The sequence below is a fragment of the Klebsiella sp. M041 genome (genome assembly GCF_059759695.1).
Genome location: NZ_JCAXWU010000002.1, coordinates 15204 through 41323, shown reverse-complemented (window position 1 = coordinate 41323; position 26120 = coordinate 15204). Strand labels below are relative to the sequence as shown.

The window sequence follows — 26120 nt, the reverse complement described above, 5'->3', positions numbered from 1 at the left end:
TATGCTTACTTACCCTCCCGTGAAGAAGGTCTCGGTGGTTATCCCGGTTTATAACGAACAGGATAGCCTGCCGGAGCTGCTTCGTCGTACGGAAGCCGCCTGCGCCACGCTGGGGCGGCAATATGAAATTCTGCTGATCGACGATGGCAGCAGCGACGATTCCGCGCGCATGCTCACCGAAGCCGCCGAGGCGGAAGGCAGTCACGTCGTCGCCGTGCTGTTAAACCGTAACTACGGCCAGCACTCGGCGATCATGGCCGGCTTCAGCCATGTGACGGGCGATTTGATTATTACCCTTGATGCCGACCTGCAAAACCCGCCGGAAGAGATCCCGCGGCTGGTGGCGAAGGCGGATGAAGGTTACGACGTGGTGGGCACCGTCCGTCAGAACCGTCAGGACAGCATCTTCCGCAAAACCGCCTCGAAGATGATCAACCGCCTGATCCAGCGCACCACCGGCAAAGCGATGGGCGACTACGGCTGCATGCTGCGCGCCTACCGTCGCCACATTATCGACGCGATGCTCAACTGCCACGAGCGCAGCACCTTTATCCCGATTCTGGCGAATACCTTCGCCCGTCGCGCGGTGGAGATCCCGGTGATGCACGCCGAGCGTGAATTCGGCGACTCCAAATACAGCTTTATGCGCCTGATCAACCTAATGTACGACCTGGTGACCTGTCTGACCACCACGCCGCTGCGTCTGCTCAGCATTTTCGGCAGCGTGATAGCCCTGCTGGGCTTCGCCTTCGGCCTGCTGCTGGTGGTGCTGCGTCTGGCCTTTGGCCCGCAGTGGGCGGCGGAAGGGGTGTTTATGCTCTTCGCCGTGCTGTTTATGTTCATCGGCGCTCAGTTTATCGGTATGGGCCTGCTCGGGGAGTATATCGGACGCATCTATAACGACGTGCGCGCGCGTCCCCGCTACTTTATTCAACGTGTTGTTCGCCAGCCGGAAACGGCATCTAAAGAGGAAGATCGTTCATGAAAGCCGTAGTCTTCGCTTATCACGATATGGGCTGCACCGGTATCCAGGCTCTGCTGGACGCCGGGTATGATATCGCTGCTATTTTCACCCACCCGGATAACCCTGGCGAAAACCATTTCTTTGGCTCCGTGGCGCGCCTTGCTGCCGAGCAGGGCATTCCGGTGTGGGCGCCGGAAGACGTGAACCATCCGCTGTGGATTGAGCGTATCCGCGAGATGAAGCCGGACGTGCTGTTCTCCTTCTACTACCGCAATCTGCTGGGCGATGAGATCCTCCGTCTCGCGCCGAAAGGGGCGTTTAACCTGCACGGTTCGCTGCTGCCGAAATATCGCGGCCGCGCGCCGCTGAACTGGGTGCTGGTCAATGGCGAAAGCGAAACCGGCGTCACCCTGCACCGAATGGTGAACCGCGCCGACGCGGGGGATATCGTCGCCCAGCAGGCCGTGGCGATTGGCCCGAATGACGCCGCCCTGACGCTGCACCGCAAGCTGTGCGCCGCCGCCACCGGGCTGCTGGGACAGGCGCTGCCGGCGATCCTCGCCGGAACCACCGATGAACGTCCGCAGGATCACAGCCAGGCGACCTATGTGGGGCGTCGTACCCCGGAAGATGGCCGCCTCGACTGGGAGCAGCCGGCGCAGACCCTGCACAATCTGGTGCGCGCGGTCTCCGATCCGTGGCCGGGCGCCTTCGGCTACGCCGGCGCGAACAAGTTTATCGTCTGGAAATCCCGCGTCCGTCATGATCTGCCGGCAGCTAAACCGGGTACCGTTATCTCCGTTGCGCCGCTGATCGTGGCGTGCCAGGAGGGAGCGCTGGAGGTTGTCACCGGCCAGACCGAACGCGGGGTGTACATGCAGGGCGCCCAGCTGGCGCAGGCGCTGGGCCTGGTGTCCGGGGCGGTGATCAGCAGCAAACCGGTGGTGGCGGTTAAGCGTCGCACCCGGGTGCTGATCCTCGGCGTCAATGGCTTTATCGGTAACCATCTGACCGAACGCCTGCTGCAGGACGACAACTATGAGATTTACGGCCTGGATATCGGCTCCGACGCCATCAGCCGTTTCCTCGACTGCCCGCGTTTCCACTTTGTGGAAGGCGATATCAGCATTCACTCCGAGTGGATCGAATATCACATTAAGAAATGCGACGTGGTGCTGCCGCTGGTGGCCATCGCCACCCCTATCGAGTACACCCGCAACCCGCTGCGCGTCTTCGAGCTGGATTTCGAAGAGAACCTGAAGATCATCCGCGACTGCGTGAAATACAATAAGCGCATCATCTTCCCGTCGACCTCGGAAGTGTACGGCATGTGCACTGATAAAAACTTCGACGAAGACACTTCCAATCTGGTGGTCGGGCCGATCAACAAACAGCGCTGGATCTACTCGGTCTCCAAGCAGCTGCTGGACCGCGTGATCTGGGCCTATGGCGATAAGAATGGCCTGAAGTTCACCCTGTTCCGTCCGTTCAACTGGATGGGGCCGCGTCTGGATAACCTCAACGCCGCGCGTATCGGCAGCTCCCGCGCCATCACCCAGCTGATCCTCAACCTGGTGGAAGGCTCGCCGATCAAGCTCATCGAAGGCGGTAAGCAGAAGCGCTGCTTCACCGACATCAGCGATGGTATCGAAGCGCTGTTCCGCATCATCGAGAACAAAGACGGCCGCTGCGACGGGCAGATCATCAACATCGGTAACCCGGATAACGAAGCGAGCATCAAAGAGCTGGCGGAGATGCTGCTGGCCTGCTTCGAACGTCATCCGCTGCGCGATCGCTTCCCGCCGTTTGCCGGCTTCCGCGAAGTGGAAAGCAGCGACTACTACGGCAAGGGCTATCAGGACGTTGAGCATCGCAAACCGAGCATCCGCAACGCCAAACGCTGCCTGAACTGGGAGCCGAAGGTGGAGATGGAAGAGACCGTTGAGCATACGCTGGACTTCTTCCTGCGCACGGTTGAACTGGTGGACGCTAAACATCCATGAAACAGGTCGGCTTACGCATAGATGTCGATACCTTTCGCGGCACGCGGGACGGCGTTCCGCGGCTGCTGGACCTGCTGGGTCAGCACGGGATCCAGGCAAGCTTCTTCTTCAGCGTCGGGCCGGACAATATGGGACGCCACCTGTGGCGCCTGGTAAAACCGAAGTTTCTGTGGAAGATGCTGCGCTCCAGAGCGGCCTCGCTGTACGGCTGGGATATTCTGCTGGCCGGCACCGCCTGGCCGGGACGCCGCATCGGCGCGGGGAACGAAGCGGTGATCCGCGCCGCCGCCGAGTCTCATGAAGTGGGCCTGCACGCCTGGGACCACTACAGCTGGCAGGCGTGGAGCGGCGTCTGGCCGCAGGAACGGCTGACGCTGGAGGTTGAGCGCGGCCTGCTGGAGCTCGAACGCATCATCGGCCGGCCGGTCACCTGCTCGGCTGTCGCCGGCTGGCGCGCCGATCAGCGAGTGGTGAAAGCCAAAGAATCCTTCGATTTCCTCTACAACAGTGACTGTCGCGGCACGCGGCCGTTTCTGCCCCAGCTCGGCAGCGGTGTCTCCGGTACGGTGCAGATCCCGGTCACGCTGCCGACCTGGGACGAGGCGGTGGGCACGGCGGTGGAAATCGCCGGCTTTAACCGCTATCTCCTCGACTGCATCCATCGCGACCCGGGCGTGCCGGTCTATACCATTCACGCCGAAGTGGAAGGCATTGCCTACGCGGATCAGTTCAATGAACTGCTGACCATGGCGGCGGAAGAAGACATTCAGTTTTGCCCACTGAGCCAGCTGTTGCCCGCTGACTTTAGCGAGCTGCCGTCTGGCAAAGTGGTTCGGGGTGAACTGGCTGGCCGGGAAGGCTGGCTCGGACGTGAACAATTACTGACTTCGGGTGTTTGATGAAAAGCATTCGCTATGGCGTCTCTCTGATTGCGCTGTTTGCGCTGTATTACCTGCTGCCGCTTAATTTCCGTTTGCTCTGGCAACCCGATGAAACCCGCTACGCGGAGATCAGCCGTGAAATGCTGGCCACCGGCGACTGGGTGGTGCCGCATTTTCTCGGATTGCGCTATTTCGAAAAGCCGATTGCCGGTTACTGGATCAACAGTATCGGTCAATGGCTGTTTGGCCATAATAACTTCGGCGTACGCTTTGGGTCGGTCTTCGCCATCACCATGACCGCCGTGCTGGTGGCCTGGCTGGCGTGGCGCGTCTTTCGCGACAAAAAGGTAGCTGTCCTGTCGCCGGTGATTTTTCTCACCGCGATGCTGGTGTATGCGATTGGCACCTATGCGGTGCTGGACCCGATGATCACCCTGTGGCTGGCGCTGGCGATGTGCTGTTTTTGGGGCGCGACGCAGGCGCAGAGCCGCAGCGGCAAAATACTGGGTTACGCGCTGCTGGGCGTCGCCTGCGGTATGGGGGTGATGACCAAAGGCTTCCTTGCGCTGGCGGTGCCGGTAGTGGGCGTTCTGCCGTGGGTGATCGCCCGTCGACGCTGGCGTGAAGTGCTGACCTACGGTTGGCTGGCGGTGGTCGTCTGTACGCTGGTGGTGCTGCCCTGGGGGCTGGCTATCGCCCAGCGCGAGCCGGACTTCTGGCGCTACTTCTTCTGGGTCGAGCATATTCAGCGTTTCGCCGAAAAAGACGCCCAGCACAAAGCGCCGTTCTGGTACTACCTCCCGTTCCTGATCGCCGGCAGCCTGCCGTGGCTGGCCCTGCTGCCGGGGGCGCTGAAGCGCGGTTGGCTTGAGCGCGATGAGGCCCGCGGCGCGCTGTATCTGTTAGGCTGGGTGGCGATGCCGCTCCTGTTCTTCAGTATCGCCAAAGGCAAACTGCCGACCTATATCCTGCCGTGCTTTGCGCCGCTGTCGATCCTGATGGCGCGCTACGCGCTGGAGGCGGCGAAGACCGGCGCGAAAGCGTTACGGGTCAACGGGATGATCAACCTGGGCGTCGGCCTGCTGGGGCTGATCGCCGTGCTGGTGGTCTCGCCCTGGGGCGTGATGCACAAGCCGGTGTGGACCAAGATTGAGCTGTATAAATGTCTGCTGGCGGCGATCGCCTTCGCCGTCTGGGCGCTGATGGGCTGGCTGGCGATGAAAGACGCTGGCCGCCGCTGGAGCCTGGCGGCGCTTTGCCCGCTCGGCCTGGCGCTGCTGGTGGGCTTCGCCATCCCGGACCGGGTTATCGACAGCAAACAGCCGCAGTTCCTCGTGGATATCGTCAGCGAATCCCTGCAGCCCAGCCGCTACGTCCTGACCAACAACGTCGGGATCGCCGGCGGCCTGGCCTGGGAGCTGAAGCGAAGCGATATTATTATGTTCGACAAACAGGGTGAGCTGAAGTACGGTCTCGACTGGCCGGACGCTCAGGGAAGCTTTGTCAGCCAGGCCGGGTTTGCCGACTGGCTGGCCGCGCATCGTCAGCAGGGGCCGGTCTCGCTGGTGCTGTTGATGGATAAAGGAGAGAGTATGCTCGACTTACCGTTACCGAAACCCGATAACGCTTACGAGCTGGGGCGGGTCGTTTTCCTTCAGTATCTGCCGCAATGAGCGTCTGGATCTGTCTGGTGTTCGCCAGCCTGCTGAGCTGCGCCGGACAGCTGTGCCAGAAACAGGCGACCCGCCCGTCCCGTCGCGGACGGCGGAGTCGTCATATACTCTTCTGGCTGGGGATGGCGCTGTTATGCCTCGGCTGCGGCATGCTGCTGTGGCTGAGCGTCCTGCAGTCAATTCCGGTGAGCATCGCCTATCCGATGCTGAGTCTGAACTTCGTCTGGGTCACCCTCGCGGGCTGGGGCATCTGGCATGAGCCGGTCGCTCCCCGCCACTGGTTTGGCGTCGGGTTGATCGTCGTGGGCATTGTCATTCTGGGGACCAGCGTCTGATGGGCTTTCTCTGGGCATTATTCAGCGTCGGCCTCGTCAGCGGCGCGCAGCTGCTACTGCGCAGCGCCATGGTGGTGTTGCCGCCGCTGACCGATATTCTGGCGTTTCTCCAGCATCTGTTGCATCTCCAGCCCGGCACCTTCGGCCTGTTTTTCGGCCTGCTGGGCTACCTGCTGTCGATGGTCTGCTGGTACTTTGCCCTCCACCGTCTGCCGCTGTCGAAAGCGTATGCGCTGCTGAGCCTGAGCTATATCCTCGTTTGGGCCGCCGCCATCTGGCTGCCCGGCTGGCATGAGCCGTTCCACTGGCAATCACTGCTGGGCGTGGCGATTATCGTCGCCGGCGTATTGACCATCTTCTGGCCGGTGAAACGCCGCTAGCCGGGGAGCCGGCTTTTGGGGCGCCCCGGGCCGAGCAGGATCGCCAGCTTGCTGCCCCCGACGGTGGTCTCCATCCAGATTTTACAGACGCTGGTTAACGGCACCGAGAGCAGCATTCCCACCGGCCCCAGCAGCCAGCCCCAGACCAGCAGCGACAGGAACACCACCAGGGTCGACATCCCCAGCCGGTGGCCCATCATGCGCGGCTCCACCATGTTGCCCAACACCATATGCACCACCAGAAACAGCGCCCCGACCAGCAGGCACTCATAGATGCCGCTGAACAGCAGCGCCTGCAGCATGGGCGGGATGGCGGAGATGGCGGAGCCGATATTCGGCACATAGTTCAGCAGGAACGCCAGCACCCCCCACATCAGCGCGAACTGCACCCCCATCGCCAGCAGCCCCAGCCAGACAATCAGGCCGGTCCACAGGCTGATCAGCGTTTTCAGCGCCAGATAGTGGGTGACGCCTTTCAGCGCCCGGTGCAGCCCGGCGATATGCAGGCGAGGGTTATTGAGGGCAAAACGCAGTTTGTAGGGCAGGTGGCGCACCTCAAACAGCATAAAGATCACCGTCATCACCAGCAGCACAATGCTGGCCATCGCCCCGGAAAGCTGGGTCATCAGCGTCGTGGCCCAGGTCATCAGCCGTTCTGAATCCATACGTCGCAGCATGCGCTCCGGATTGATATGCAGGTTGAGAAAGGGGAGATACTCCTGGAGCTGGACGATCTTACGCGTCAGGGCGCGGTTGAAATCGGGCAGCATGGCGACAAAATCATTGAGCGACGCCGCCAGCACGCCAAGCAGCGCGGTCAGCATGACCAGCATTGCCGTCACCACCAGCGTAATGGCGAACGGGCGCCGCACCCCGCGGCGAATGAACCAGGTGACCAGCGGGTTGAGGACAATAGCGAAAAACAGCGCCAGCAGGAGCTGCACCAGAATATCGGCGGCGGCGTGGATCCCGGCGAGGATAATCACCAGCGCCGCCAGCTTAAGTAAAATATGGAGCCCGGCTTTATCAGCCTGCGGAGGGGACATAGGTATTCCTTTTGTGAGTCGCGCCTGATAAGTGTAGCGGTTCGCTGGCTGCCAATATTCCGAAAGGCGAGCGGCTTTTCCGCCATCATCTTTTGATCGCTTAAACCGCGCCGCTGAAATGTTGAATGCGCGCGTCCGTCAGCGTGAACGGCGTCGGCGTACAGACCGCAATACTTAACCCATCGTGCAGAATCTGGCTGAGCGACAGCGGGCCGTGACAGGCGCTGTCAACGGAGGCCATCTGCCAGGCGCTGCCGCCGCGCTGTTTCACCAGCGCCTCTTTGCGCGTCCAGATACGCCAGAAGACCGTGAGCTGCTGCGCCGGCGAAGCCTGCGCCAGTTCCTGGTGCTCGCTTTCGCTGAACAGGGCGTTAGCCAGGCGGCGCCAGCCTTCGCGCGGGCGAATCACTTCGATGTCGCAACCCACCTCGCCTTTATCGCTGAGCAGCAGGGCAATATCGTCGCCGCTGTGGCTAAGGTTAAACCACAGCCCGCGCGCGACGGGGAAGGCAGGCTTGCCCTGTTCGCCAAGCTGAATATCCGTCAGCGGGGCAGCCGCCTGCGCCAGCAGCGCGCGGCCGGCAAGCCAGCTGGCTCGTCGCGGTCCGTCCGGCGCCTGCGCCATCAACGCAGGCGGTAACGGCAGGGCGCTAAGGGCGGAGATCTTACCCAGAAAAAGCTGATACATTTCAAGGCCAGCGTCGAATAATGATTGAGGTGTTAATGCCGCCGAAGGCGAAGTTGTTGCTCTGCAGGAATTCACACTCCAGTTTGCGCTTTTCCCCCATGATGTAATCCAGTTCGCCACAGTTGGCGTCCGGTTTATGGAGATTCAGCGTTGGCGCAAACCAGCCTTCGCGCATCATCTGCAGGCTCATCCACGCTTCTAACGCCCCGCAAGCGCCAAGCGTATGGCCGAAATAGCTTTTCAGCGAAGAGATCGGCACGCTGTCGCCGTAAACGGCCGCCGTTGCCTGGCTTTCCGCGATATCGCCGCGATCGGTGGCGGTGCCGTGGGCCGAAATATAGCCGATGTCCCGGGGGCTTAAGCCCGCCATGTTTAGCGATTGTTCCATGCAGATCTGCATGGTTTCGCGCTGCGGCTGGGTAATATGGGCCGCATCGCAGTTAGTGGCGAACCCGACGATTTCACCGTAGATGGTTGCGCCGCGCGCTTTGGCATGCTCGAGATCTTCAAGGATCAGCGTGCCGGCGCCTTCGCCAATCACCAGACCATCTCGCTGTTCATCGAACGGAGAGGGGGTGAGGGCCGGTTCGTCATTGCGTTGGCTGGTGGCGAAGAGGGTATCGAATACCGCGGCTTCCGAAGGGCAGAGCTCCTCGGCACCGCCGGCCACCATCACCGTTTGGTAACCATGGCGAATGGCTTCCCAGGCGTAGCCAATCGCCTGGCTGCCGGAGGTGCAGGCGCTGGAGGTGGGGATCACGCGCCCCCGCAGACCGAAGAATAATCCGGTATTCACCGCGGTAGTATGCGGCATCATCTGCACATAGGTAGTGCCGGTGATATTGTTGGTATGTTTCTCCGTCAACATGGTGGCGAACTCGCTCACCGGACCGGTACTACCGGTTGACGAGCCGTAAGCGATGCCGGTTTGGCCGTTGGTCAGCACGGTGTCGCCGATAAGCCCGGCCTGCTCCAACGCGAGTTCAGTGGCGCGGGTGGAGAGTCGCGATACCCGGCCCATCGCGCGGATACGCTTGCGGGTATAATGCTCCGGCAGGGTGAAATCGTCGATTGGCGCCCCCAGCAGCGTATGCAGTCCGTCATACGCCAGCCATTCCGGCATCTTACGCACCGCATTTTTATATTCCCGCAGCCTGGTGGCGACATCCTGCCAGTTTTCGCCAAACGCGGTCACCCCGCCCATCCCTGTAATGACCACCCGGCGTATCATAGCATCCCCCCGTTGATGGAAATGACCTGGCGGGTGACGTAGCCCGCGATATCCGACATTAAATAGCTGGCAAGCCCGGCCACCTCGTCGGCCTGACCCATGCGTTTCATCGGGATCATGGTCATCGCCTCTTTCAGCGCGTGCTCTTCCATGTCAATCATCCCGGTGTCGATAAGACCCGGCGCAATACAGTTAACGGTGATTTTGCGTTTTGCCAGTTCTATCGCCAGCGCTTTGGTGGCGCCGATAATGCCCGCCTTGGCGGCGCTGTAGTTGACCTGGCCGCGGTTGCCCATGACGCCGGAAACCGAGGAGAGGGTGATGATACGTCCGCCCTGGCGCGCGCTAATCATCGGCATGATGCAGGGATGAATGACGTTATAAAAACTGTCGAGGTTGGTGTGGATCACAGCGTCCCAGTCGTCATCGCCAAGCGCCGGGAAGGCGCCGTCGCGGGCGATGCCGGCGTTGCTGACAATGCCATACCACGCGCCATGGTCGGCCATATCCTGCTCCAGTACCTCGCGGCATTGCTGACGATCGGCGACGTCAAAACTCAGCAGCCGGCCGTCGCCGCCAGCGGCGGTTATCGCCTCCAGCGTCTGTTGCGCCCCCGCGCGGTCGCGATGATAGTGGACGCCCACCACAAAACCGTCCGCTGCCAGCTGGCAGGCGATAGCGCGACCGATGCCTTTGCTGGCGCCGGTAACCAAAACTGAACGACTCATTCTGACGCTCCTTGTTGAAATAAAGTGCTAAGTTCTTCTGTTGTGGGCTGGAAGGTGTTGACCCGCCCGCTGGCCAGGACGTCATCGTCCGCCATAATGGTGCCTTCGAAGCTGCCGAAACGTTCATCCTGCATCAAGAGCTTCACGCTGATGGAAAGCGTCTTTCCGCCCGGCAGGCTCCCGGCCGCGCAAACCAGTTCGCGCGCGCCCAGCACCATGCCTAAAGCGAGCGATGTTTGTCCTTGCTGCTGGCGGTGCCAGCCGGACCAGACGCCGACGGTCTGCGCCATTAATTCAAGGGCGAACCAGCCGGGAAGATCGCCGTTGGTATCGAGAAATGGCGCCAGAACGCTGCCGGGTGAGACCGCGACGCGGCAGGTGGCGGTGTCGGCGGTCACCGCCTCGACCTCTTCCAGCAGCAGCATCGGCGCGTCGTGCGGCAGGTAACTGCCGGGTGATAAAAAGTGGCTCATGACATTCTCCCGAGCAGGATGCTGGTGTTATTGCCGCCAAAGGCAAAAGAGTTCGACAGGATAACTGGCCGCGACAGCGGCTGCGGATGTTCAATGAGCCCGCACGGCGGTAGCGTGTCATCCTGCGGAGACTGGCTGAAATCCTGTGCCGGTAACAACAGATTGCGTTGCAGGATCAGCATGCCGATGGCGGCCTCGGTGATCCCTGCCGCACCCAGCGTATGTCCGGTCAGATGTTTGGTGGAACTACAGGGCACCCTTTCGCCAAACAGCGCATTGATCACCCGGGCTTCTATCTGGTCGTTAAGCCGCGTAGCGGTGCCGTGCAGGTTAATGTAACCCACCTGCTCCGGCATGATGCCCGCGTCGTCCAGCGCCTGCTGAATGGCGCGCATCGCCCCTTCTCCTTGGGGATGCGGGGCGGAAATATGCCAGGCGTCGCTGGATTCGCCGATACCCAGCAGCGCGATGGGCTGCGGCTCGCGGGTCAGCAGCATCAGCGCCGCCCCTTCGCCGATGGTGATCCCGCAGCGGTCGCGGCTAAACGGCTGGCACTGCGTCGTGGAGAGCGACTCCAGGCTGTGAAAGCCGTTGATGGGCATCCGGCTAAGGGTATCCGCGCCGCCGACGATCGCCACATCTGCCAGCCCCGCCTCAATGAGCCGCCGTCCGCTGATTATCGCCCGCGCGCTGGAGGAGCAGGCGGTTGACAGGGTATATGCTGGACCATCCAGCGCCAGCCAGCGGCTGAGAAAACGCGACGGGTCGCCCAGCTCCTGCTGTGGATAGCGCCAGGCCTCGCTCGCCTTGCCGTTAAGCGTCAAATTAACGTGTACGTCGCCTTCATCCAGCCCTGACGTACTGGTGCCCAACACCACGGCGACCCGAGCCCGGCCATAGCGGGCGATGGCGCGATCCACCTGCGGCTGGATCTGCGCCAGCGCCGCCAGCAGCAGCTGATTATTGCGCGAACGATGGTCGCGAAAGGTATCGGGAATGGCGGGTAGTTCGCCGTCCACCCCCGCGAAAATCGCCTGCGGATGCCCCTGTAACCACCCTTCACGCGGGCGCATGCCGGGCGCTATACCGCGGGCCAGATTGGCGGCGATTTCATCATTATCGCGTCCCAGGGCGTTAATCATGCCGACAGCAGAAATGAAGATCATCTCAGTCACCCAGGTATTGAATGGTGATGTGGTATTTAAAGACGTGCTGCTCGATGCTAATCGGCACGCGCTTGCCTTTGCGGTTGATATAGGTGATGTCGGTGACCAGTTTTCCGTGCGCGTTACGCAGTTCGCGTTTGTCGCCGCGGTCGGTTAGCGTCCAGCCTTTCGGCAGCTGCGGCAGCCATGCGCTAAGCGGCCAGTGGCTGAGCATCACATCGGCCAGCACCTGGCTGGCGGGCGGCAGTTGCGGGATCACCATCGACTGTTCCGCGCGCAGCCCTTGTTGATCATAGGTCACCAGGAACAGGCGGATACCGACGGACGACAGGCCCGCCAGCGTGAGCTTTTTATCATCGGCATTGAGCAGCACCAGCAGCGACTGGGTTTGGCCGTTGAAGCGGCCGGTCAATAACTGCTGGGAACTGATGGCCGGCGAGATGCCCGGCGGCGGTAACGTGACGCGCGTACCCGGCTCCAGCCACGCCTGCGGACGGCCTTGCGGCTCCGGCGGCGAATGACTGCAGCCGGCCAGCAATAAGGCGGCGAAGAGCGCGAAGGCGCGCCAGAATGATGGTCTTCTCATCGTCTTTTTTTCTCTTTTTTGCTCGGCATCGCCAGCGGCGACAGCAGGAAAGCGGTGAAAATACCGCTGACCAGGACAGTGCCAAAGCTGCTGATGGCCTGGGTGGCGCTAAACACCAGCATGCCAAGCGTTAATAAGGTGGTCATCATCGCCAGGGTAACCGCCAGCAGCGATGTCAGCGGCGTGCCGCGCGGGTTGCTGAAAAACAGGGTGTAGTTGATGCCAATCCCAAGTACCAGCACCAGCGCCAGTAAGGAGAACAGGTTAACGGCGTGGCCGGTGAGCGCCAACGCCCCCAGGCCGCATCCCAGCGACAATACCGACGGCACCAGGCTTATTAAGCCCTTGCGCCAGCCAAGGCGGATAGCGGCGCCGCAGGCAATCACCGCCAGCGCAACGCCGAGCAGCCCGGTTAAAATATGACGGTAGAGCGCGAAAAGCTGGTCGAAATCGCTTTTACGATCGACCCACGCCACGCCAGCCTGGGTTGTGCTGAGCGCCTTCAGCGCCGCGCTATCTTTCACCCCGCTCACTGGCACCAGTACGCCGCTTTCGCCATCCGGCAGCGTCAGCCATAGCAGCCGCCAGCCTTCGCTGGCCGGACTGGCAAGCCAGTCGCCGACTGTCACCGGCATCGGCCGCAGGTCGGGGTGAACAGCGGTGAGTCCGGCGTTATTCAGCGCCTGGCCGATGGCCGGCGCCGCCTGCTTCAGCAGGGCCAGATCCTGCTGCTGGCGGGCCAGTGAATTGAGCGGAATGGCGCGATACCCGCCAAGCATACCGTCGGTTTGCGCTTTAGCCAGTGCGGGCATAAAGGCTTCAAGCCGCTGCAGCGTTTGTTGCGCCGTGTCGCCGTAAACCACGAACCACTTTTGATCGACGCTTTGGCCAGTGAGCGCGGTGATGGCATGCTCCTGGGAGAGGATATTCTGCGGTAGCGCCTGCAGCTGTGAGATATCGTCATCCACCCGCAGGAGAGCGAGCCCCGTCAGGGAGAAAATGGCCAGAACCACCGGCAGACCGATGGCGAGTTTTTTGTTACGCCGCCATGCCGCGAGCCAGCGCGACATCAGCACCATCGCTGGAACGGGACGCACCGGGAGCCCATGGCACAGCCATGGCTGCCAGAAAATCACCGTCAGGCATGAGGCGCTTAGCCCCACGGCCGCAAATAGCGCCATCTGGCGAATGGCCGGGAAGGGGGCCAGCATCATGATTAAATAAGCCGCCACGGTGGTAAGCAGCGCCAGCAGCAGCGCTTTCCGTACTTTAACAAGGCTTTGCCACGGTGAAGCCGCTGCGCCATGGACCATCCGTTCGGTCAGGTAATAGAGCGTGTAATCTGCGGAAATGCCAATAATGCTCATGCTCATCACCAGGGTCATCAGATGCAGCTCGCCAAACAGCAGCAGCGTGGCAACGGTGCCGGCCAGTGCGCCGATAGCGATAGAGATCGCGCATAACAGCAGCGGACGCAGCGAGCGGAACACGGCCACGATCAACAGGATGACGCCGAACAGGGTGGCCGCGCCGAGAGTGGAGATATCGCGCTTCGCCTGCTGGCTGGCGTAATCACTGTAAAATACGGTGCCGCGCGACAGCAGCTGCGCCTGCGGGTGGCGCGCTTTTAATTCCTTTTCAAGCTGCGCGAGGGTGGTCACCAGGCGGTGCGTCTGTCGCATATCGAACGACGAACCCGCCAGCTCGCCGTGCAGCAGATACCAGACGTTGCCTCGCGCGTCTTTGCTGGTCAGCCACCCGTCCTGCAGCTGCATCCGCTGGCCGCTATTCGCCATCGCCAGCTGTGAGCCGCGCATCAGCATCAGCGGGTCGTTTTGTAACTCTTTACCGCTGACCCCGGAAAACGCCGAATAGAGCTGCGAAAGGATCCACTGGGCCTGCGCTTCGCCGCCCTCCTGCAGACGTGCGCGGGTGGCGGGGTCGATTAACGCATTGCGATGTTGCCAGAAAAACGTTCCCCAGGCCTGCTGACTGGCGGCATCCATTGGGCCTTTGACCTCGGCCAGTGCGTCTGAGGTTTGCAGCAACCGCAGCCAGTCGCGAGCCACCTGCGGGTCGGCCTGTTTACCGGGGCTGACCAGCCAGACCAGCTGGCGATCCAGACGCTGCATAAAGCCGTCGTTCAGCGCGGGGGGGATCGCGCCGAGCGTCTGTTTGGGCAGCATCGCCAGCACGCTGCTGTTGAGCCGGGCCTGCGGCAACAGCGCCAGCAGCGCGCCCGCCAGTATCAGGCAGACGACGCCCCAGATCAGCGCAGGACGTTTACTGGGCGGCAAAGCGTTGGCGTTCGTCATCGGTCAGTTGCGCTGGCGTCAGTTGATGTTGGGAAAGGGCGATATCGGTGCGATCGCCTTGTTTATCATTGAGTTGAATATGCTCCAGGTAGGTTTTTCCGGCGAGATCGATGCTGGCGAAAATCTTATCCAGCGGCGTGGTGACAGGCGTCAGGCGCAGCGTCCATCGCCCGTCGCCTTTATCGGCGAATTCCACGCGGAAGTTCTCCTCCAGCACGTTACGATCGGCCTGGAACAGCGCGCGCAGCAGATGGTTGAACTGGAACATCTGCGGGTTGTTTTCGGCGGTGACGGTCTGCGGCGGCTGGCCGTTAATCGCCTGCACCATCCGTTTGTCATCCAGCAGTAGTTGCATCGGGAACGGTGAGGTTTGATCCCACAGCAAGCCCTGGTCGCGGGCGATCAACATCCGCCCCTGGGATCGCAGCGGCTGCGGAAGATCCTTTATGGTGCGGGTTTGATCGAAGTGGGCGCGCACCACCGGCTGTTCGCTAAATTGTTTTTGCAGGTCATCGAGCGTCAGCGCGCTGACCAACGGACTGATGAACAGTCCCACCAACAGCAGCAATCTCATGGCGTGACCCCCATGCGTTCAAACAGAACTTGCGGGCTGACAAAACACATCTCGCCGCTTTTTTCGTCCACCGCGACCTGGATGGTGTAGCCGGTGGTGGTGCGTTTGCCGCTCTCGGCGGCAAAAATTTCATAGCCAATGCGCAGGCGGTTTTCGAACTCTTCCAGACGCGCGCGGACGCGAATACGCTGCTCGAAGGTGATAACGTCCCGGTACTTCACGCGGGTATCCACCACCGGCCACAGATAGCCGGAGGCTTTCATCTGCCGGTAGCCGTAGTTGAACTGGTTAAGCAGCGCCTCGCGGGCAATTTCGAAGTAGCGGAAATAGTTGCCATGCCAGACGACGCCCATCATATCGACGTCGTGAAAGGGAATGGTTAGCTCTACTTCAGCAGTAAAACGGGGATCGTTAAGCACCCTTTACTCCTTATCTTTGGGCTCCGGCAAACGCCAGAAATCGAAAAAGTTAAACCAGTCGAGCGGCGACTGCAGCGCGTAATATTCCAGCCGTTCGGCGTAGCGATCGATGATATGTTGCAGTGCCTGCTGGCGATTGGCGCGCGGCAGCGGCAGCGGGTCAGCGAACGGCTCACAGTAAATGCGCAGCTTGCCCTGCTGACGCAGAGCGAACATCAAATTGACCGGGCAGCGCAAAATAGCCGCGAGGATAAAGGGCCCCTGCGGGAAGGGGGCCGGTAGCCCCATAAAACGGCTCCAGCAGACGCGCCACTCGCCGCCGCGCTGCGGATTGACCGCAATACGATCGCCGACAATGGCGATCCATTCTCCGCGATCCAGTTTTTCCTGCAGCAGCATGGCGGTCTCCGGGCCGATATCGGTGACCGGCAGCAGGTTGAGTCCGGCCTGCGGGGCCATCTCCGCCATAATCTGCTTAAAGCGTTGGGCATTGTCGCTGAACACCAGCGCGTTGATGGTCTTGCTGCCCTGCAGCTGCGCCAGCGCACGGCAGGCTTCAACATCGCCGAGATGTGAGGCCAGCAGTAGTTTGCCGCGCGGATCGTCGATATTGAGCGTCTCTTCGGCTCCTGCGGCAAACACCACATCGCGACCAAACTGCAGTTCGCCGCGCCAGCTGGCGATTTTATCCAGCATCGCGTTGCCAAAGCGCAGGAAGTGACGATAGCTACTGAGTTCGCCCGGCTCCGGCAGCTGACGAGCGGCTAACTGGTCGCGCACGCGGGTAAGCCAGTTTTGTGAAGCGCGGCGCGCGGTGCTGGCCGTTAGCCAGTAGACGCCGACCACCGGGTAGAGCAGCAGCGAAAACGCGTGTCGTCCCAACAGCCGCCACACCAACAGCATCAGGCGCATGCCCCATAAGCCTTTGACCTCCTTCTGACGCGCCCAGTGCGGCGAAGCGCGGCGAAACAGCAGCGAGGGGATCCGCGGCAACATGCCGAGGAACAGTCGGGTATGCATCAGCGAGATGCGGCAGTTATCTCTGAGGGCATCGAAATGCGACAAACCGTCCGGCGGATAGGTCACACGGGTCGGGACAAAGTAGCTGGTGTTACCCTGCCAGTAGAGGCGCACCATCACTTCGGTATCAAAATCCATTCGCTTGCCGAGGGGCACGCGCTTAGCCAGCTGCAGCGTCGGCGCCAGCGGATAGACGCGAAAGCCGCACATGCTGTCTTTTAGCTGCAGCGATAGCGTTTCAATCCATACCCAGACGTGGGTGATCCAGCGTCCGTACAGGCGCGAGCGCGGGATTGAGTCGTCGTAAACCGGCTGGCCGGAGATCAGCGCCTCGGGATGCTTCTGCGCCAGCGCCAGCAGCTGCGGAATATCTTCGATGGCGTGCTGTCCATCGGCATCGACCTGCACCGCGTGGCTGAACCCGGCTTGCGCTGCGGCCTGTAATCCGCAGATGACCGCGGCGCCTTTTCCGGCGTTCTGCGGTAAGCGGATCAACGTCAGATCCGGGGTTTCCAGCGCCAGTCGCTCCAGCTCCAGCTGTGTGCGACTGTCGCTCCCGTCGTCCACCACGATACAGGGAAGATCAAACGGCTGCAGGCGCGCCAGCACCCGCGACATCATCGCGCCGTGGTTATAGCACGGGATCACCACGCAGGGGGAGAAGGTTAGCGACATAAGCGAATCTTCCCGCTGCTGGCGGTATGTCGTGTTTCGCCATCGTGGCGCTGATAGCTGAAGGTGATGAGCTGACGCGCTTCCTGCCAGCTAAGAGTGAGCGTCACGATCGCCCCCGGCAGGAGCGGCGACTGGAATTTCACATTGTGAATATCGTGAAAGCGCCAGCCGGGCGCCAGCAAGGTGGTGGCGTAATGCATCGCCCAGTCAATCTGCGCGACGCCTGGCAACAAGGGCTGAACGGCAAAGTGGCCGCGAAACCAGAATAACGCCGGATCCACCGATAAAATGATTTCAACCCGATCGGCTTGTGGCTGACGGCGCTCAATTTCATGGGGCTGCATGAAATAACTCCTGTAACTGCGCGTAGACACGCTTGTTCATACTATTGACGGGGATCTCGTCGATAACCCGCCAGTAGCGGGGAATGGCGACCGGTTCCAGCAGAGGGCGCAGTGCTTTTCGCCAATGAGTCTCCTGGCTTTTTCCCCAGCGCTGGCGGGCATGGTTATCCAGCACCAGCAATACGCCAATACTCTGACGGCTTCCGCGGGTGATGGGTAACACGGCGGCATCAATGATGCCTTCAAGTTCCAGCAGGCGCTGCTCCACTTCGCTCAGCGATATGCGCTTCTCTTCAATTTTGACCACGCGATCCCGACGGCCTGCCAAATGGAAGTGGCCACTCTCGCGAAAATGCAAAATATCCTCGAGCAGCTGGCCGCGGTTATCGGTAATAAGCGGAGAAAAGAGGCGGAACGCATCGCCTTCTGGCTGAAAGCGGATGCCGGGAAACGGTTGCCATGGCGCCTCATCCTGCACGCGCTGGCGGCAGGCGATGACGCCGCTTTCCGTACTGCCGTAAATTTCATCCGGCCAGGTATTGCACCAGCGGGCGGTTTGCACGGCATCCTGCCAAAGCAGCTTGCCGCCTGCGGACACGATCATTTCGATCGGCGGAGGGGTAAGCCGGTGGTCGAGACGTTTAAGGAAGGCCGGACTACTAATAAACAGATAGCGATGCTTCCGGCTTAACGCTGTTAACTGCTCGGTGTACTCCAGCATGTCCGCGTGAAGCGGTAAACCCAACGCCATTGGCAAGAACAGTCGAAACGTCAGGCCATACAGATGCTGCGGCGCTACGGATGCCACCACCCGACAGCCTGCCAGACGCCCGGCATAGCAGGCGGATAACAGCGCCGCCTCGCGGTCGAGCGATCCGATCGGTTTGCAAATTCGCTTCGGTTGACCGGTGGAACCGGAGGTGAATAATTCAATGCAAGCCTCTTTGCCTGGCGCGGGAAAATGCATCTGGCCGCTCGTTACCGCCATCGTGGACTCGACAATCACCAGCGCGCCATCCCATGCCAGCGCTTTATCGCTGAGGATGCCGTCAAACAGCGCCTTCTGCTCATTTAACAGCGAAATGCGGCCGTGGCCGGGAAGGACCGGCGTTTTGCCGGCATGCAGGGTTGCCAGCAGAGCGACGATAAACAAGTAGCTATTTTCAATGCACAACGCCCAGCGCATGGCTGGCTGCTGACGCAAGTGCGTGAGCAGGTGGGCGACATCATGGCGCAGATGTGCAAGCGTCCAGAGGTGCGTGTCCTGCCAGGCGATCGGCGTTTCCGGCGAACGCGCGGCGCTGAGCCACTGGTCCAACGGGAGAGGCTGCTTCATGGTTTATCTCGTTTTATCACCCGCTGGCGCACCAGCCACTCGCCGGCCATGAGCGTGCCCATCAGCAGATAGGAAATCATGCCGTTCCACGCCGTCCACAGGGACAGATCGCCATACAGCGCGGTAAAAAGCGCAATGCCACCGTTAATGATGAAAAAGGCGCACCAGATTTGGGTGACGCGCCGGGTATAGCGTACAGCCCGCTCCGGAAGATCCGGTTCACGCAGTCGCGCCAGACGCTCGATTATCGGCATCGTGGACCATAGCGAACCGCCAAACACCGCCAGCATCACACTGTTCACCACCACCGGGTAAAATAGCAGTAACTGATGGGTTTTCAGCAGGTAGCTGGCAATACACAGCGTCATGCCGGCCACCGCCACAATCTGAGTGACCACGCTCAGCGCTCCCGCCCGTCGCCGGGTCTGACGAAAGCGTAAAAACAACATCAGCGCCATGAGCGGTAACAACCCTTGCAGGCTGTTATGCGCGAGGCCGAACCAGATTATAAACGGCCAGGCCAGCAGCAATATGCCCGTCAGCAATGGCACAACTGGCAGTGAGCGAATGCCCGACACGGTGAATTATTCTTCTTTGAACAGGCGTTCTACCGCATCGACCACATCCTGCACGGTGCGGACAGTTTTGAACTCTTCTGGCTTGATTTTCTTGCCAATTTTCTTTTGCAGATGGACGATCATGTCGATGGCGTCGATACTGTCCAGTTCAAGATCTTCGTACAGGCGGGCCTCAGGCGTAATATCCTGCGGATCGATTTCAAACACGTTCACCAGCAGCGCGGAGATTTCTTCGTAAATGGCTTGTTGTTCATTCATAACCACTCTCCTCAGGCGCGCTGTGCTTGAATAAATGCCGCCAGCGTGGCGACAGAGTAGAAATGCTGACGCATCTCTTCACTTTCAGCCGACAGCACCACGCCGTACTGATTTTTCACCGCCAGACCCAGCTCCAGCGCATCAATTGAGTCCAGGCCCAGACCATCGCCAAAAAGCGCGGCGTCGGTGTCGATATCATCAGCGGACAGCTCGTCCAGGTTCAATGTACTGATGATCAGATTTTTAATTTCAAGATAGAGCGCTTGCATCATTCATTCCTGTTTCAGGGAGAGTGCCTGTTTCTAATTTAAGCAAAATATGACGGTTCAACTGTCTTGCGGCCAGCGCCGGTTCTTGTTTATTGGCATCATAAAACTGATGTATTGGCAGCCGCTCTCCAACCTCGACGGTAAACCGCGGCTTAGTTGGCGGCGCGTCGTACCATTTGCTTTGTTTACCCAGCATATGCTCGGTACAGCGGATGACGACAATGCGTAAATCGCTGCCACAGCGTACCGCGATATTAGCCGCCCCCCGCTGTAGCTGCATTTTTTTCCCCGGCACGGTGCGCGTGCCTTCAGGGAAAATCAAAATCGTATCGCCTTGCTGTAAACGCTGCCGGCTTGCCGGCAGCAGGGCATCGGCCTGATCGTTAATCAGATAATCGGCGGCGCGGATCACGCCGCTGACGAATGGATTTTTCAGCAGCGCGCTTTTTACCATGCAGTCGGTCTCCGGCATCACCGACGCCAGCATCACGTAGTCAATAAGGCTGGGGTGATTGGCGACCACCAGGCAACCGCGCTCCGCGCGCAAAATATCGCGGCCATCGATACGGTAATCGAGAACGCCGACGCTTTTCACCACGCTGAGGAATACGCGAAAGCTAACGGAAATGCTGCGCCGCGCGATACGGCGTCGGCGGGTTTTATTACGTACCAAAACCAGCAGCAGATTAAACCAGATGAGCGAGAGCAGCAGGCCGCCAATGCCAAACAGTGCGAAGCAGAAACCGGTCATCGCTGCGCGCCAGAGCCGATTAAGCCGGTGGAAAAACGGCTTCATGCGCGGCTCCATTGCCATTGCACGCGATCGCCGGGAAGCGTGAACGTGCAGGCATTCTGCAAATAGTACTGCAAGAACAGTAAACTTTGCGGTAATGGACTTTCAGCAACGGCTGCATGAGGCTGGGCGTGGCATTGCCACTGGCGACCGGGCTCAATCACCCAGGCTGCCGCATAGGGCCAGGTGGTGATACCTGACGGCAACTGAGCGTGGTAAAACTCAGGGAGAAAACCGTCGAAATCAACCATCAACACGCGCTGATAACCCGCCTGTAGCAGGCCCATCACTTCGTATAATCCCTGCTGAAACGTATCGCGCCCGGCAGAAAGGGATGACGACATAATCGCTTTTTTTGCAGCAATCGTCAGATTACCCACGGCGGAATTATGCACCGATAAGGCGAAATCGGTCGGCGAGATCGCTTGCTCCATAGCCAGCGCATGGAGGATCCGATAGTTGCGCTCCAGTTCGCCGTGACGGCTGGTATAAAGAACGGCATCGATTTCATGGCGACGGAGCATAGCCAGACCGCATTCCACAGCCAGCTTACTTCCCGAGCTGAGCCGGCGTGCGGTCATCATCGGCAATTCGCTGAGTTTGGGTGGCGCCGCGGCGGGATCGATGGCGTGCAAATGCTGTGACCACCGTTGCCATTGCTCGGGGCCACTGACGCCAGGCGCGAAGGCCTGCCAATCAACAATGTTAAATGAAAATGTCATCCACTCGCATCCGCGATCAATCAATTATTCTTGTGGCATATCAACAAGGTATGCCCAACGCCTAAATTATCGTGACGCTGTTCTACTTCGAACCCCGCCATTTCAAGATAGCGATAAAACTTCTCTACGCTGTAGAAACGGCTGTTGCCGTTGGCCATACAGGTAAAATAGAGTGAAGACGCATTCAGACTAAATGATGCTGCTTCAAATTTCTGCGCATCCCAGAACAATTCCAGAATGTACAGGCGGGCGCCAGGTTTCATGACCTGTGCCACGTTACTGAGTATGGTGATGATTTGTTCTGGCGAGAAACAGTCCAGGAACTGACTCATCCACCAGATATCCGCTTCTCCGGGTAGGGGGGCGTCACTCAGCATATCCACAGCATGAAAATCGATGCGATGGGCAAGGCCAGCATTTTCTATATTTTCCCGTGCCAGTGCAATTTGTTGCGGTAAATCTAATAACGTGACCGCGATATTTTCATCGTACTGGCAACAGCGTAGCGCCCATTTCCCGGTATTACCGCCTACATCGTACAGCCTTGCGGGCTGGCTGGCGAATACATAGGGCAGCGCTGCAGTGAAAGCGCCATCAGAATAGTAATGGTCGAAGGCAAACCAGCTTTTGCGCGCCGCGGGTGGTAGCTGTGACAAGGCAGGGTAAATCGTTGGCCACTCACCAAAAACTTTTAATCCTGAAGGCTTTCCCTCCTGGAGCGCATTTTCCAGAAAGAATAATCCTTGATAACAAACGTCTTGAGTAAAATCCATATTTACTCGCGTCATCGGATCATGAAGTAAGAAATGTCCTATTTTAGAGAGGTGGTAGCGTTCCTCTTTATAGGTCAGGATACGACCGCTTAATCCCATATCGAGCAAAACGCTAACGGCATATTCTTTTCCGTCGAAAATTTCACTGATGGCTGCAAACGTTGCACCGCGTTTACCTTGTTGGTCCAGATAACCCAGAATACCTGAGTTGCGTAGACATAATGCGGTTTGAAAGAGCATGGGGGCAAAAGCAATACGCTGCGCTTCAGTAATGGCATCAAGTGCGCTGAGAGAATCCTTTTGGTACACGTTCGGTACAACCTTATTACAAATAATCGGCGAAACGGGTCAGTAGTGACCCGTATGTATATTTATTGTTGCAGAGCGGTGTTTGCTGCCAGCGTAACCTGAATATCTTTATCGAGGTTGTGTACCCAGCGGTTATAGTTTCTATGAATTTTTCCGTTGGCGGCCATGAGATTAATGCTACTCACATAGACAATAGAATAACTTGTTGCGGAGTAGTTAATTTTAATATCCGCGACATGGTCGCGATTTTGCAATTTACCTTTTATGACGCCAGGGCCCGCGTCAGACATAATCCATTGGCGCTGAGCACCTGCTTTGATAATGGCATCCTTGACCTGCGCTTCCGTATGGCCGGCGCTCACTATCGCATTGACCTGTTCAATAGGGGCTGTCCGTGCGCAACCGGCGAGCGCACCGACAACCGTAGCGGCAATCATCCAATGAATAATTTTTTTCATGAATACTCCATGTCAATATATTGGCTACTGGCATTAACTTATGCCACGTAAGAAACTTTTATATAGGCTGATATGCTGTGGTTGTTCTGTCAGGCAATATGTTCATCTGTATTAAAACGGGCCGGAGGGGGAAGTATGATGTTATTGAAATATTAACATCATGATAAACAATGAGGCGCTATCAGAGCCGTGAGGAAGTATAAGTAATTTAACCCTGCTCAGGCAATAGCGATAATTATTAATATGTATTTATCCTTCCATTAAGGAAAGTCGAATAATCGTCGCGGCAATTTATGCTGATGAGCGCGGCGATGGCGCCGCTGAGGTTATTGCCATCGGAAGGCTGCTTTTCAACAGAAGTCGTGGTAATAGTGGCTCTGTATAGTACAAATCTGGTGGAACCTGATGCCCGAATCCGTCGCCGAACCGGCGCTCAATGGACTGCGCCTCAATCTGCGGATTGTCTCCGTGGTTATTTTTAACTTTGCCAGCTACCTCACCATCGGCTTGCCGCTGGCGGTACTTCCTGGCTATGTGCATGATGTAATGGGCTTTAGCGCTTTCTGGGCCGGCCTGGTGATTAGTCTGCAATATTTCGCCACGCTGCTCAGCCGCCCGCACGCCGGGCGCTACGCTGACCTGCTGGGGCCCAAAAAGATTGTCGTCTTCGGCCTCTGCGGCTGCTTTTTAAGCGGTCTGAGCTATCTGCTGGCCGCCTGGAGCAGCGGCTGGCCGCTGGTTAGCCTGCTGCTGCTATGCCTCGGGCGAGTCATTCTCGGCATCGGCCAGAGCTTTGCCGGCACCGGCTCGACGCTGTGGGGCGTCGGCGTTGTTGGGTCGCTGCATATCGGGCGGGTCATCTCATGGAACGGCATTGTGACCTACGGGGCGATGGCGATGGGCGCCCCGCTCGGCGTGCTGTGCTATTCGCAAATTGGCCTCAGCGGCCTGGCCGGGGTCATTATGGCGGTTGCGCTGGTGGCTATCCTCTGCGCGCTGCCCCGCGCAGCGGTGAAGGCGGCGAAAGGCAAAGCAATGTCGTTTCGCGCGGTGCTCGGGCGGGTGTGGCCCTACGGCATGGCGCTGGCCCTGGCCTCCGCCGGTTTCGGGGTTATCGCCACCTTTATCACGCTGTTTTATGACGCCAAAGGCTGGGACGGGGCGGCCTTCGCCCTGACGCTGTTCAGCTGCGCGTTCGTTGGCGCGCGGCTGCTGTTTCCCAACGCCATTAACCGCCTCGGCGGGCTGAACGTGGCGATGCTCTGCTTTATCGTGGAGATCATCGGCCTGCTGCTGGTCGGCTTTGCCGATACGCCGCTGCTGGCGAAAATCGGCACCTTTCTTACCGGGGCCGGGTTCTCACTGGTCTTTCCGGCGCTGGGCGTGGTGGCGGTGAAAGCGGTGCCGCAGCATAACCAGGGGTCGGCGCTGGCCACCTATACCGTGTTTATGGATTTGTCGTTAGGCGTCACCGGGCCGCTGGCCGGCTTGCTGATGGCGTGGACCGGGATCCCGGTGATATATCTGGCGGCGGCAGGTCTGGTGATGGCGGCGCTGCTGCTGGGCTGGCGGTTAAAAAAACGGCCCCCGGTCAGCGAACCGGAGGCCGTCGCACCAGGCCAGTAATTACTGGATGGTGAGGGTGCTGATGATGCTTTCCGCTTCGGTCTGCGCCTGCTGCTGGTTGTCCGCCGGCAGGGTGACCTGCAGGGTCAGCAGTTTGTCATCCACTTTGCCGAGGAGCACGGAAGACCAGGCGGTCTGCCCCTTGGCGGAGATGATGCTGTCCAGCTGCTGCAGGGTGTGACCTTTGATCTCCAGCGATTTATTGCTCACCACCTGCAGCTGCGGGTCGCGGCTACGCTGCTGATCTTCCAGGCGTTTCGCCAGCACCGCCAGGTCTTCATTGGTGCTGTCGCCGACGATGACGATGACTGCTTTCTGGCCGGTGGCGTCAGAAAAGACGTGCATGTTGTTCGCCTGAGTACCCAGTTTGCCGCTCTGGTCGGCCATGCCCGCAGGCAGGGTGAAGCTCAGTTTGCCATCCAGCAGGCTGATCGCCTGGCCGCTGGTGTTGCTCTCCGCTGCTGCCCCAACGGTTGGCGCTTTTGAATCGCTGTTATCGCAGGCGGCAAGCCCCATCACCAGCAGGCCAATACCGACATATTTAACCAAATTGCGCATTGACATCTTCCTTTCGATAAACGGCCACTAATGGCTCATCCGGCTATCTTAACACATCAGCCCGCGAGTACCTTTAACTCGGCTGCAATGCCGACAAATCAGATTTATCCGCCAGCCTTTTCAACAGCATATTTAACAGTACGCCGTACATCGGCAGGAAGAAAATGATGCTGATAAGCACTTTAAAGCTGTAGTCGACGAGGGCGATTTCCCCCCAGTGGGCGGCCATAAACGGATCCGGGCTGCGCCAGAAGGCGATGAAGAAGAACGCCACGGTATCGCTGATGTTGCCGAACAGCGTCGAGGCGGTGGGGGCCAGCCACCAGCGGCGGCTCTGCCGCAGGCGGTTGAAGACGTGGACGTCGAGGATCTGCCCCAGCGCATAGGCCATAAAGCTGGCGATGGCGATACGCGCGACGAAGAGATTAAAGGTGCCCAGCGCCGCGAAACCCTGCCACTCGCCCATGTAAAACAGGGCGGAGATGGCGTAGGAGATGACCAGCGCCGGGACCATCACCGCAAAAATAATGCGTCGCGCCAGCGGTGCGCCAAAAATTCGCACCGTCAGATCGGTGGCGAGGAAGATAAACGGAAAACTGAACGCCCCCCAGGTGGTATGGAAACCAAAGATGGAGATCGGTAGCTGAACCAGATAGTTGCTGGAGGTGATCACCAGCAGATGAAATAGCGAAAGCCAGACGAGCGCTTTTTTGCGCTGTACGGTAGTAAACGGATTCATATTGTGACCTTTTTATGCCCGTCATGCTTCAGGTAAATGAGCAATCGGCAGCGGAACGTTGGGGTGAGGGAACCCAATGAAAAACGGCTGCATGATACTGCGTTGCCGGCGTAATGCAATGGTTGTTTTTCGCGCAAACGTTAACCTGGCTTGCGTACTGGCGAACTGGGGGTAAACTAGGGCCGTTTTGTTGATGTGAG

Annotated in this window: 29 protein-coding genes; 7 read left to right on the top strand and 22 right to left on the bottom strand. The window is 59.3% G+C overall.

The annotated features are described in order from the left end of the window. The first annotated feature begins 1 nt into the window (after position 1). The 6 genes from arnC to arnF are packed head-to-tail and all read left to right on the top strand — an operon-like array spanning position 2 to position 6236. Entirely contained in the window at positions 2-985 is a 984-nt protein-coding gene (gene arnC / locus AC6CWS_RS02270; RefSeq protein ID WP_065883203.1) for an undecaprenyl-phosphate 4-deoxy-4-formamido-L-arabinose transferase, read from the top strand. Further along, positions 982-2967, top strand: coding sequence for a bifunctional UDP-4-amino-4-deoxy-L-arabinose formyltransferase/UDP-glucuronic acid oxidase ArnA (arnA, locus tag AC6CWS_RS02265; RefSeq protein ID WP_065883202.1), 1986 nt, complete (start codon positions 982-984; stop codon positions 2965-2967). Before arnC ends, arnA begins: the two co-directional genes overlap by 4 nt. Continuing rightward, positions 2964-3866, top strand: coding sequence for a 4-deoxy-4-formamido-L-arabinose-phosphoundecaprenol deformylase (arnD, locus tag AC6CWS_RS02260; protein ID WP_065883201.1), 903 nt, complete (start codon positions 2964-2966; stop codon positions 3864-3866). The genes arnA and arnD overlap by 4 nt, the downstream gene beginning before the upstream one ends. Beyond that, entirely contained in the window at positions 3866-5521 is a 1656-nt protein-coding gene (gene arnT, locus AC6CWS_RS02255; RefSeq protein ID WP_065883200.1) for a lipid IV(A) 4-amino-4-deoxy-L-arabinosyltransferase, read from the top strand. Before arnD ends, arnT begins: the two co-directional genes overlap by 1 nt. Then, complete coding sequence (arnE, locus tag AC6CWS_RS02250) at positions 5518-5856, top strand: 4-amino-4-deoxy-L-arabinose-phosphoundecaprenol flippase subunit ArnE (protein WP_023291259.1); 339 nt, start codon at positions 5518-5520, stop codon at positions 5854-5856. Before arnT ends, arnE begins: the two co-directional genes overlap by 4 nt. Beyond that, positions 5856-6236, top strand: a complete 381-nt coding sequence (gene arnF / locus AC6CWS_RS02245) for a 4-amino-4-deoxy-L-arabinose-phosphoundecaprenol flippase subunit ArnF (protein ID WP_032454284.1) — start codon at positions 5856-5858, stop codon at positions 6234-6236. Before arnE ends, arnF begins: the two co-directional genes overlap by 1 nt. Here arnF and AC6CWS_RS02240 read toward each other — a convergent pair. The 20 genes from AC6CWS_RS02240 to AC6CWS_RS02145 all read right to left on the bottom strand — a co-directional run bounded on the left by AC6CWS_RS02240 (position 6233) and on the right by AC6CWS_RS02145 (position 22997). After that, positions 6233-7282: an AI-2E family transporter gene (locus AC6CWS_RS02240; RefSeq protein ID WP_004202085.1), complete on the bottom strand. Its 1050-nt coding sequence runs from the start codon at positions 7280-7282 to the stop codon at positions 6233-6235. The two genes, arnF and AC6CWS_RS02240, sit on opposite strands and share 4 nt — an antisense overlap. A 100-nt stretch (positions 7283-7382) precedes the next feature. Continuing rightward, positions 7383-7970, bottom strand: coding sequence for a 4'-phosphopantetheinyl transferase AcpT (acpT, locus tag AC6CWS_RS02235; protein WP_065883199.1), 588 nt, complete (start codon positions 7968-7970; stop codon positions 7383-7385). A gap of 1 nt (position 7971) precedes the next feature. Then, positions 7972-9201 (bottom strand): beta-ketoacyl-ACP synthase, encoded by a 1230-nt coding sequence (locus AC6CWS_RS02230; protein ID WP_023291256.1) that lies wholly within the window; start codon positions 9199-9201, stop codon positions 7972-7974. Beyond that, on the bottom strand, positions 9198-9929 hold the full coding sequence (locus AC6CWS_RS02225) for a 3-ketoacyl-ACP reductase FabG2 (RefSeq protein ID WP_023291255.1): 732 nt from the start codon (positions 9927-9929) through the stop codon (positions 9198-9200). The genes AC6CWS_RS02230 and AC6CWS_RS02225 overlap by 4 nt, the downstream gene beginning before the upstream one ends. Then, positions 9926-10402 carry a hotdog family protein gene (locus AC6CWS_RS02220; RefSeq protein ID WP_065883197.1) on the bottom strand — a complete coding sequence of 159 codons (477 nt, stop codon included), beginning with the start codon at positions 10400-10402 and terminating at the stop codon, positions 9926-9928. Before AC6CWS_RS02220 ends, AC6CWS_RS02225 begins: the two co-directional genes overlap by 4 nt. Next, positions 10399-11568, bottom strand: a complete 1170-nt coding sequence (locus AC6CWS_RS02215; protein ID WP_048298523.1) for a beta-ketoacyl-[acyl-carrier-protein] synthase family protein — start codon at positions 11566-11568, stop codon at positions 10399-10401. Before AC6CWS_RS02215 ends, AC6CWS_RS02220 begins: the two co-directional genes overlap by 4 nt. A gap of 1 nt (position 11569) precedes the next feature. Beyond that, positions 11570-12154, bottom strand: coding sequence for a DUF3261 domain-containing protein (locus tag AC6CWS_RS02210; RefSeq protein WP_065883195.1), 585 nt, complete (start codon positions 12152-12154; stop codon positions 11570-11572). Continuing rightward, complete coding sequence (locus tag AC6CWS_RS02205) at positions 12151-14469, bottom strand: MMPL family transporter (protein ID WP_065883192.1); 2319 nt, start codon at positions 14467-14469, stop codon at positions 12151-12153. The genes AC6CWS_RS02210 and AC6CWS_RS02205 overlap by 4 nt, the downstream gene beginning before the upstream one ends. Continuing rightward, positions 14438-15043 carry a LolA family protein gene (locus tag AC6CWS_RS02200; RefSeq protein ID WP_023291250.1) on the bottom strand — a complete coding sequence of 202 codons (606 nt, stop codon included), beginning with the start codon at positions 15041-15043 and terminating at the stop codon, positions 14438-14440. The genes AC6CWS_RS02205 and AC6CWS_RS02200 overlap by 32 nt, the downstream gene beginning before the upstream one ends. Next, entirely contained in the window at positions 15040-15462 is a 423-nt protein-coding gene (locus tag AC6CWS_RS02195) for an acyl-CoA thioesterase (RefSeq protein WP_032454265.1), read from the bottom strand. The genes AC6CWS_RS02200 and AC6CWS_RS02195 overlap by 4 nt, the downstream gene beginning before the upstream one ends. A gap of 3 nt (positions 15463-15465) precedes the next feature. Next, complete coding sequence (locus AC6CWS_RS02190) at positions 15466-17157, bottom strand: glycosyltransferase family 2 protein (RefSeq protein WP_065883190.1); 1692 nt, start codon at positions 17155-17157, stop codon at positions 15466-15468. Continuing rightward, positions 17148-17501, bottom strand: coding sequence for an ApeI family dehydratase (locus AC6CWS_RS02185; RefSeq protein WP_023291247.1), 354 nt, complete (start codon positions 17499-17501; stop codon positions 17148-17150). Before AC6CWS_RS02185 ends, AC6CWS_RS02190 begins: the two co-directional genes overlap by 10 nt. Then, positions 17488-18837: an AMP-binding protein gene (locus AC6CWS_RS02180; RefSeq protein ID WP_065883186.1), complete on the bottom strand. Its 1350-nt coding sequence runs from the start codon at positions 18835-18837 to the stop codon at positions 17488-17490. The genes AC6CWS_RS02185 and AC6CWS_RS02180 overlap by 14 nt, the downstream gene beginning before the upstream one ends. Further along, a complete protein-coding gene (locus AC6CWS_RS02175) occupies positions 18834-19415 on the bottom strand; it encodes a COG4648 family protein (protein ID WP_023291245.1) in 582 nt (193 codons plus the stop codon). The genes AC6CWS_RS02180 and AC6CWS_RS02175 overlap by 4 nt, the downstream gene beginning before the upstream one ends. A gap of 6 nt (positions 19416-19421) precedes the next feature. Continuing rightward, positions 19422-19673 (bottom strand): acyl carrier protein, encoded by a 252-nt coding sequence (locus tag AC6CWS_RS02170; RefSeq protein ID WP_023291244.1) that lies wholly within the window; start codon positions 19671-19673, stop codon positions 19422-19424. A gap of 11 nt (positions 19674-19684) precedes the next feature. Then, positions 19685-19942 carry a phosphopantetheine-binding protein gene (locus AC6CWS_RS02165; protein ID WP_023291243.1) on the bottom strand — a complete coding sequence of 86 codons (258 nt, stop codon included), beginning with the start codon at positions 19940-19942 and terminating at the stop codon, positions 19685-19687. Next, positions 19923-20756: a lysophospholipid acyltransferase family protein gene (locus AC6CWS_RS02160; protein ID WP_171879206.1), complete on the bottom strand. Its 834-nt coding sequence runs from the start codon at positions 20754-20756 to the stop codon at positions 19923-19925. Before AC6CWS_RS02160 ends, AC6CWS_RS02165 begins: the two co-directional genes overlap by 20 nt. After that, on the bottom strand, positions 20735-21457 hold the full coding sequence (locus AC6CWS_RS02155; RefSeq protein WP_065883184.1) for a beta-ketoacyl synthase chain length factor: 723 nt from the start codon (positions 21455-21457) through the stop codon (positions 20735-20737). Before AC6CWS_RS02155 ends, AC6CWS_RS02160 begins: the two co-directional genes overlap by 22 nt. 20 nt (positions 21458-21477) lie before the next feature. Further along, positions 21478-22539, bottom strand: coding sequence for a methyltransferase (locus tag AC6CWS_RS02150; RefSeq protein ID WP_032454260.1), 1062 nt, complete (start codon positions 22537-22539; stop codon positions 21478-21480). A gap of 62 nt (positions 22540-22601) precedes the next feature. Continuing rightward, positions 22602-22997, bottom strand: a complete 396-nt coding sequence (locus AC6CWS_RS02145) for an LptM family lipoprotein (RefSeq protein WP_023291239.1) — start codon at positions 22995-22997, stop codon at positions 22602-22604. 405 nt (positions 22998-23402) lie between these two features. Between AC6CWS_RS02145 and AC6CWS_RS02140 the strand changes: the two genes are divergently transcribed. Then, the gene (locus AC6CWS_RS02140; protein WP_065883181.1) at positions 23403-24623 is read left to right on the top strand and encodes an MFS transporter; all 1221 of its coding nucleotides are present in this window, start codon (positions 23403-23405) and stop codon (positions 24621-24623) included. Here the strand turns inward: AC6CWS_RS02140 and AC6CWS_RS02135 are convergent, their stop codons facing one another. Further along, positions 24624-25181, bottom strand: a complete 558-nt coding sequence (locus AC6CWS_RS02135) for a DcrB family lipoprotein (RefSeq protein ID WP_065883178.1) — start codon at positions 25179-25181, stop codon at positions 24624-24626. Positions 25182-25254: 73 nt separating this feature from the next. Further along, positions 25255-25920: a 7-cyano-7-deazaguanine/7-aminomethyl-7-deazaguanine transporter gene (locus AC6CWS_RS02130; RefSeq protein WP_023291236.1), complete on the bottom strand. Its 666-nt coding sequence runs from the start codon at positions 25918-25920 to the stop codon at positions 25255-25257. Positions 25921-26120 lie beyond the last annotated feature (200 nt).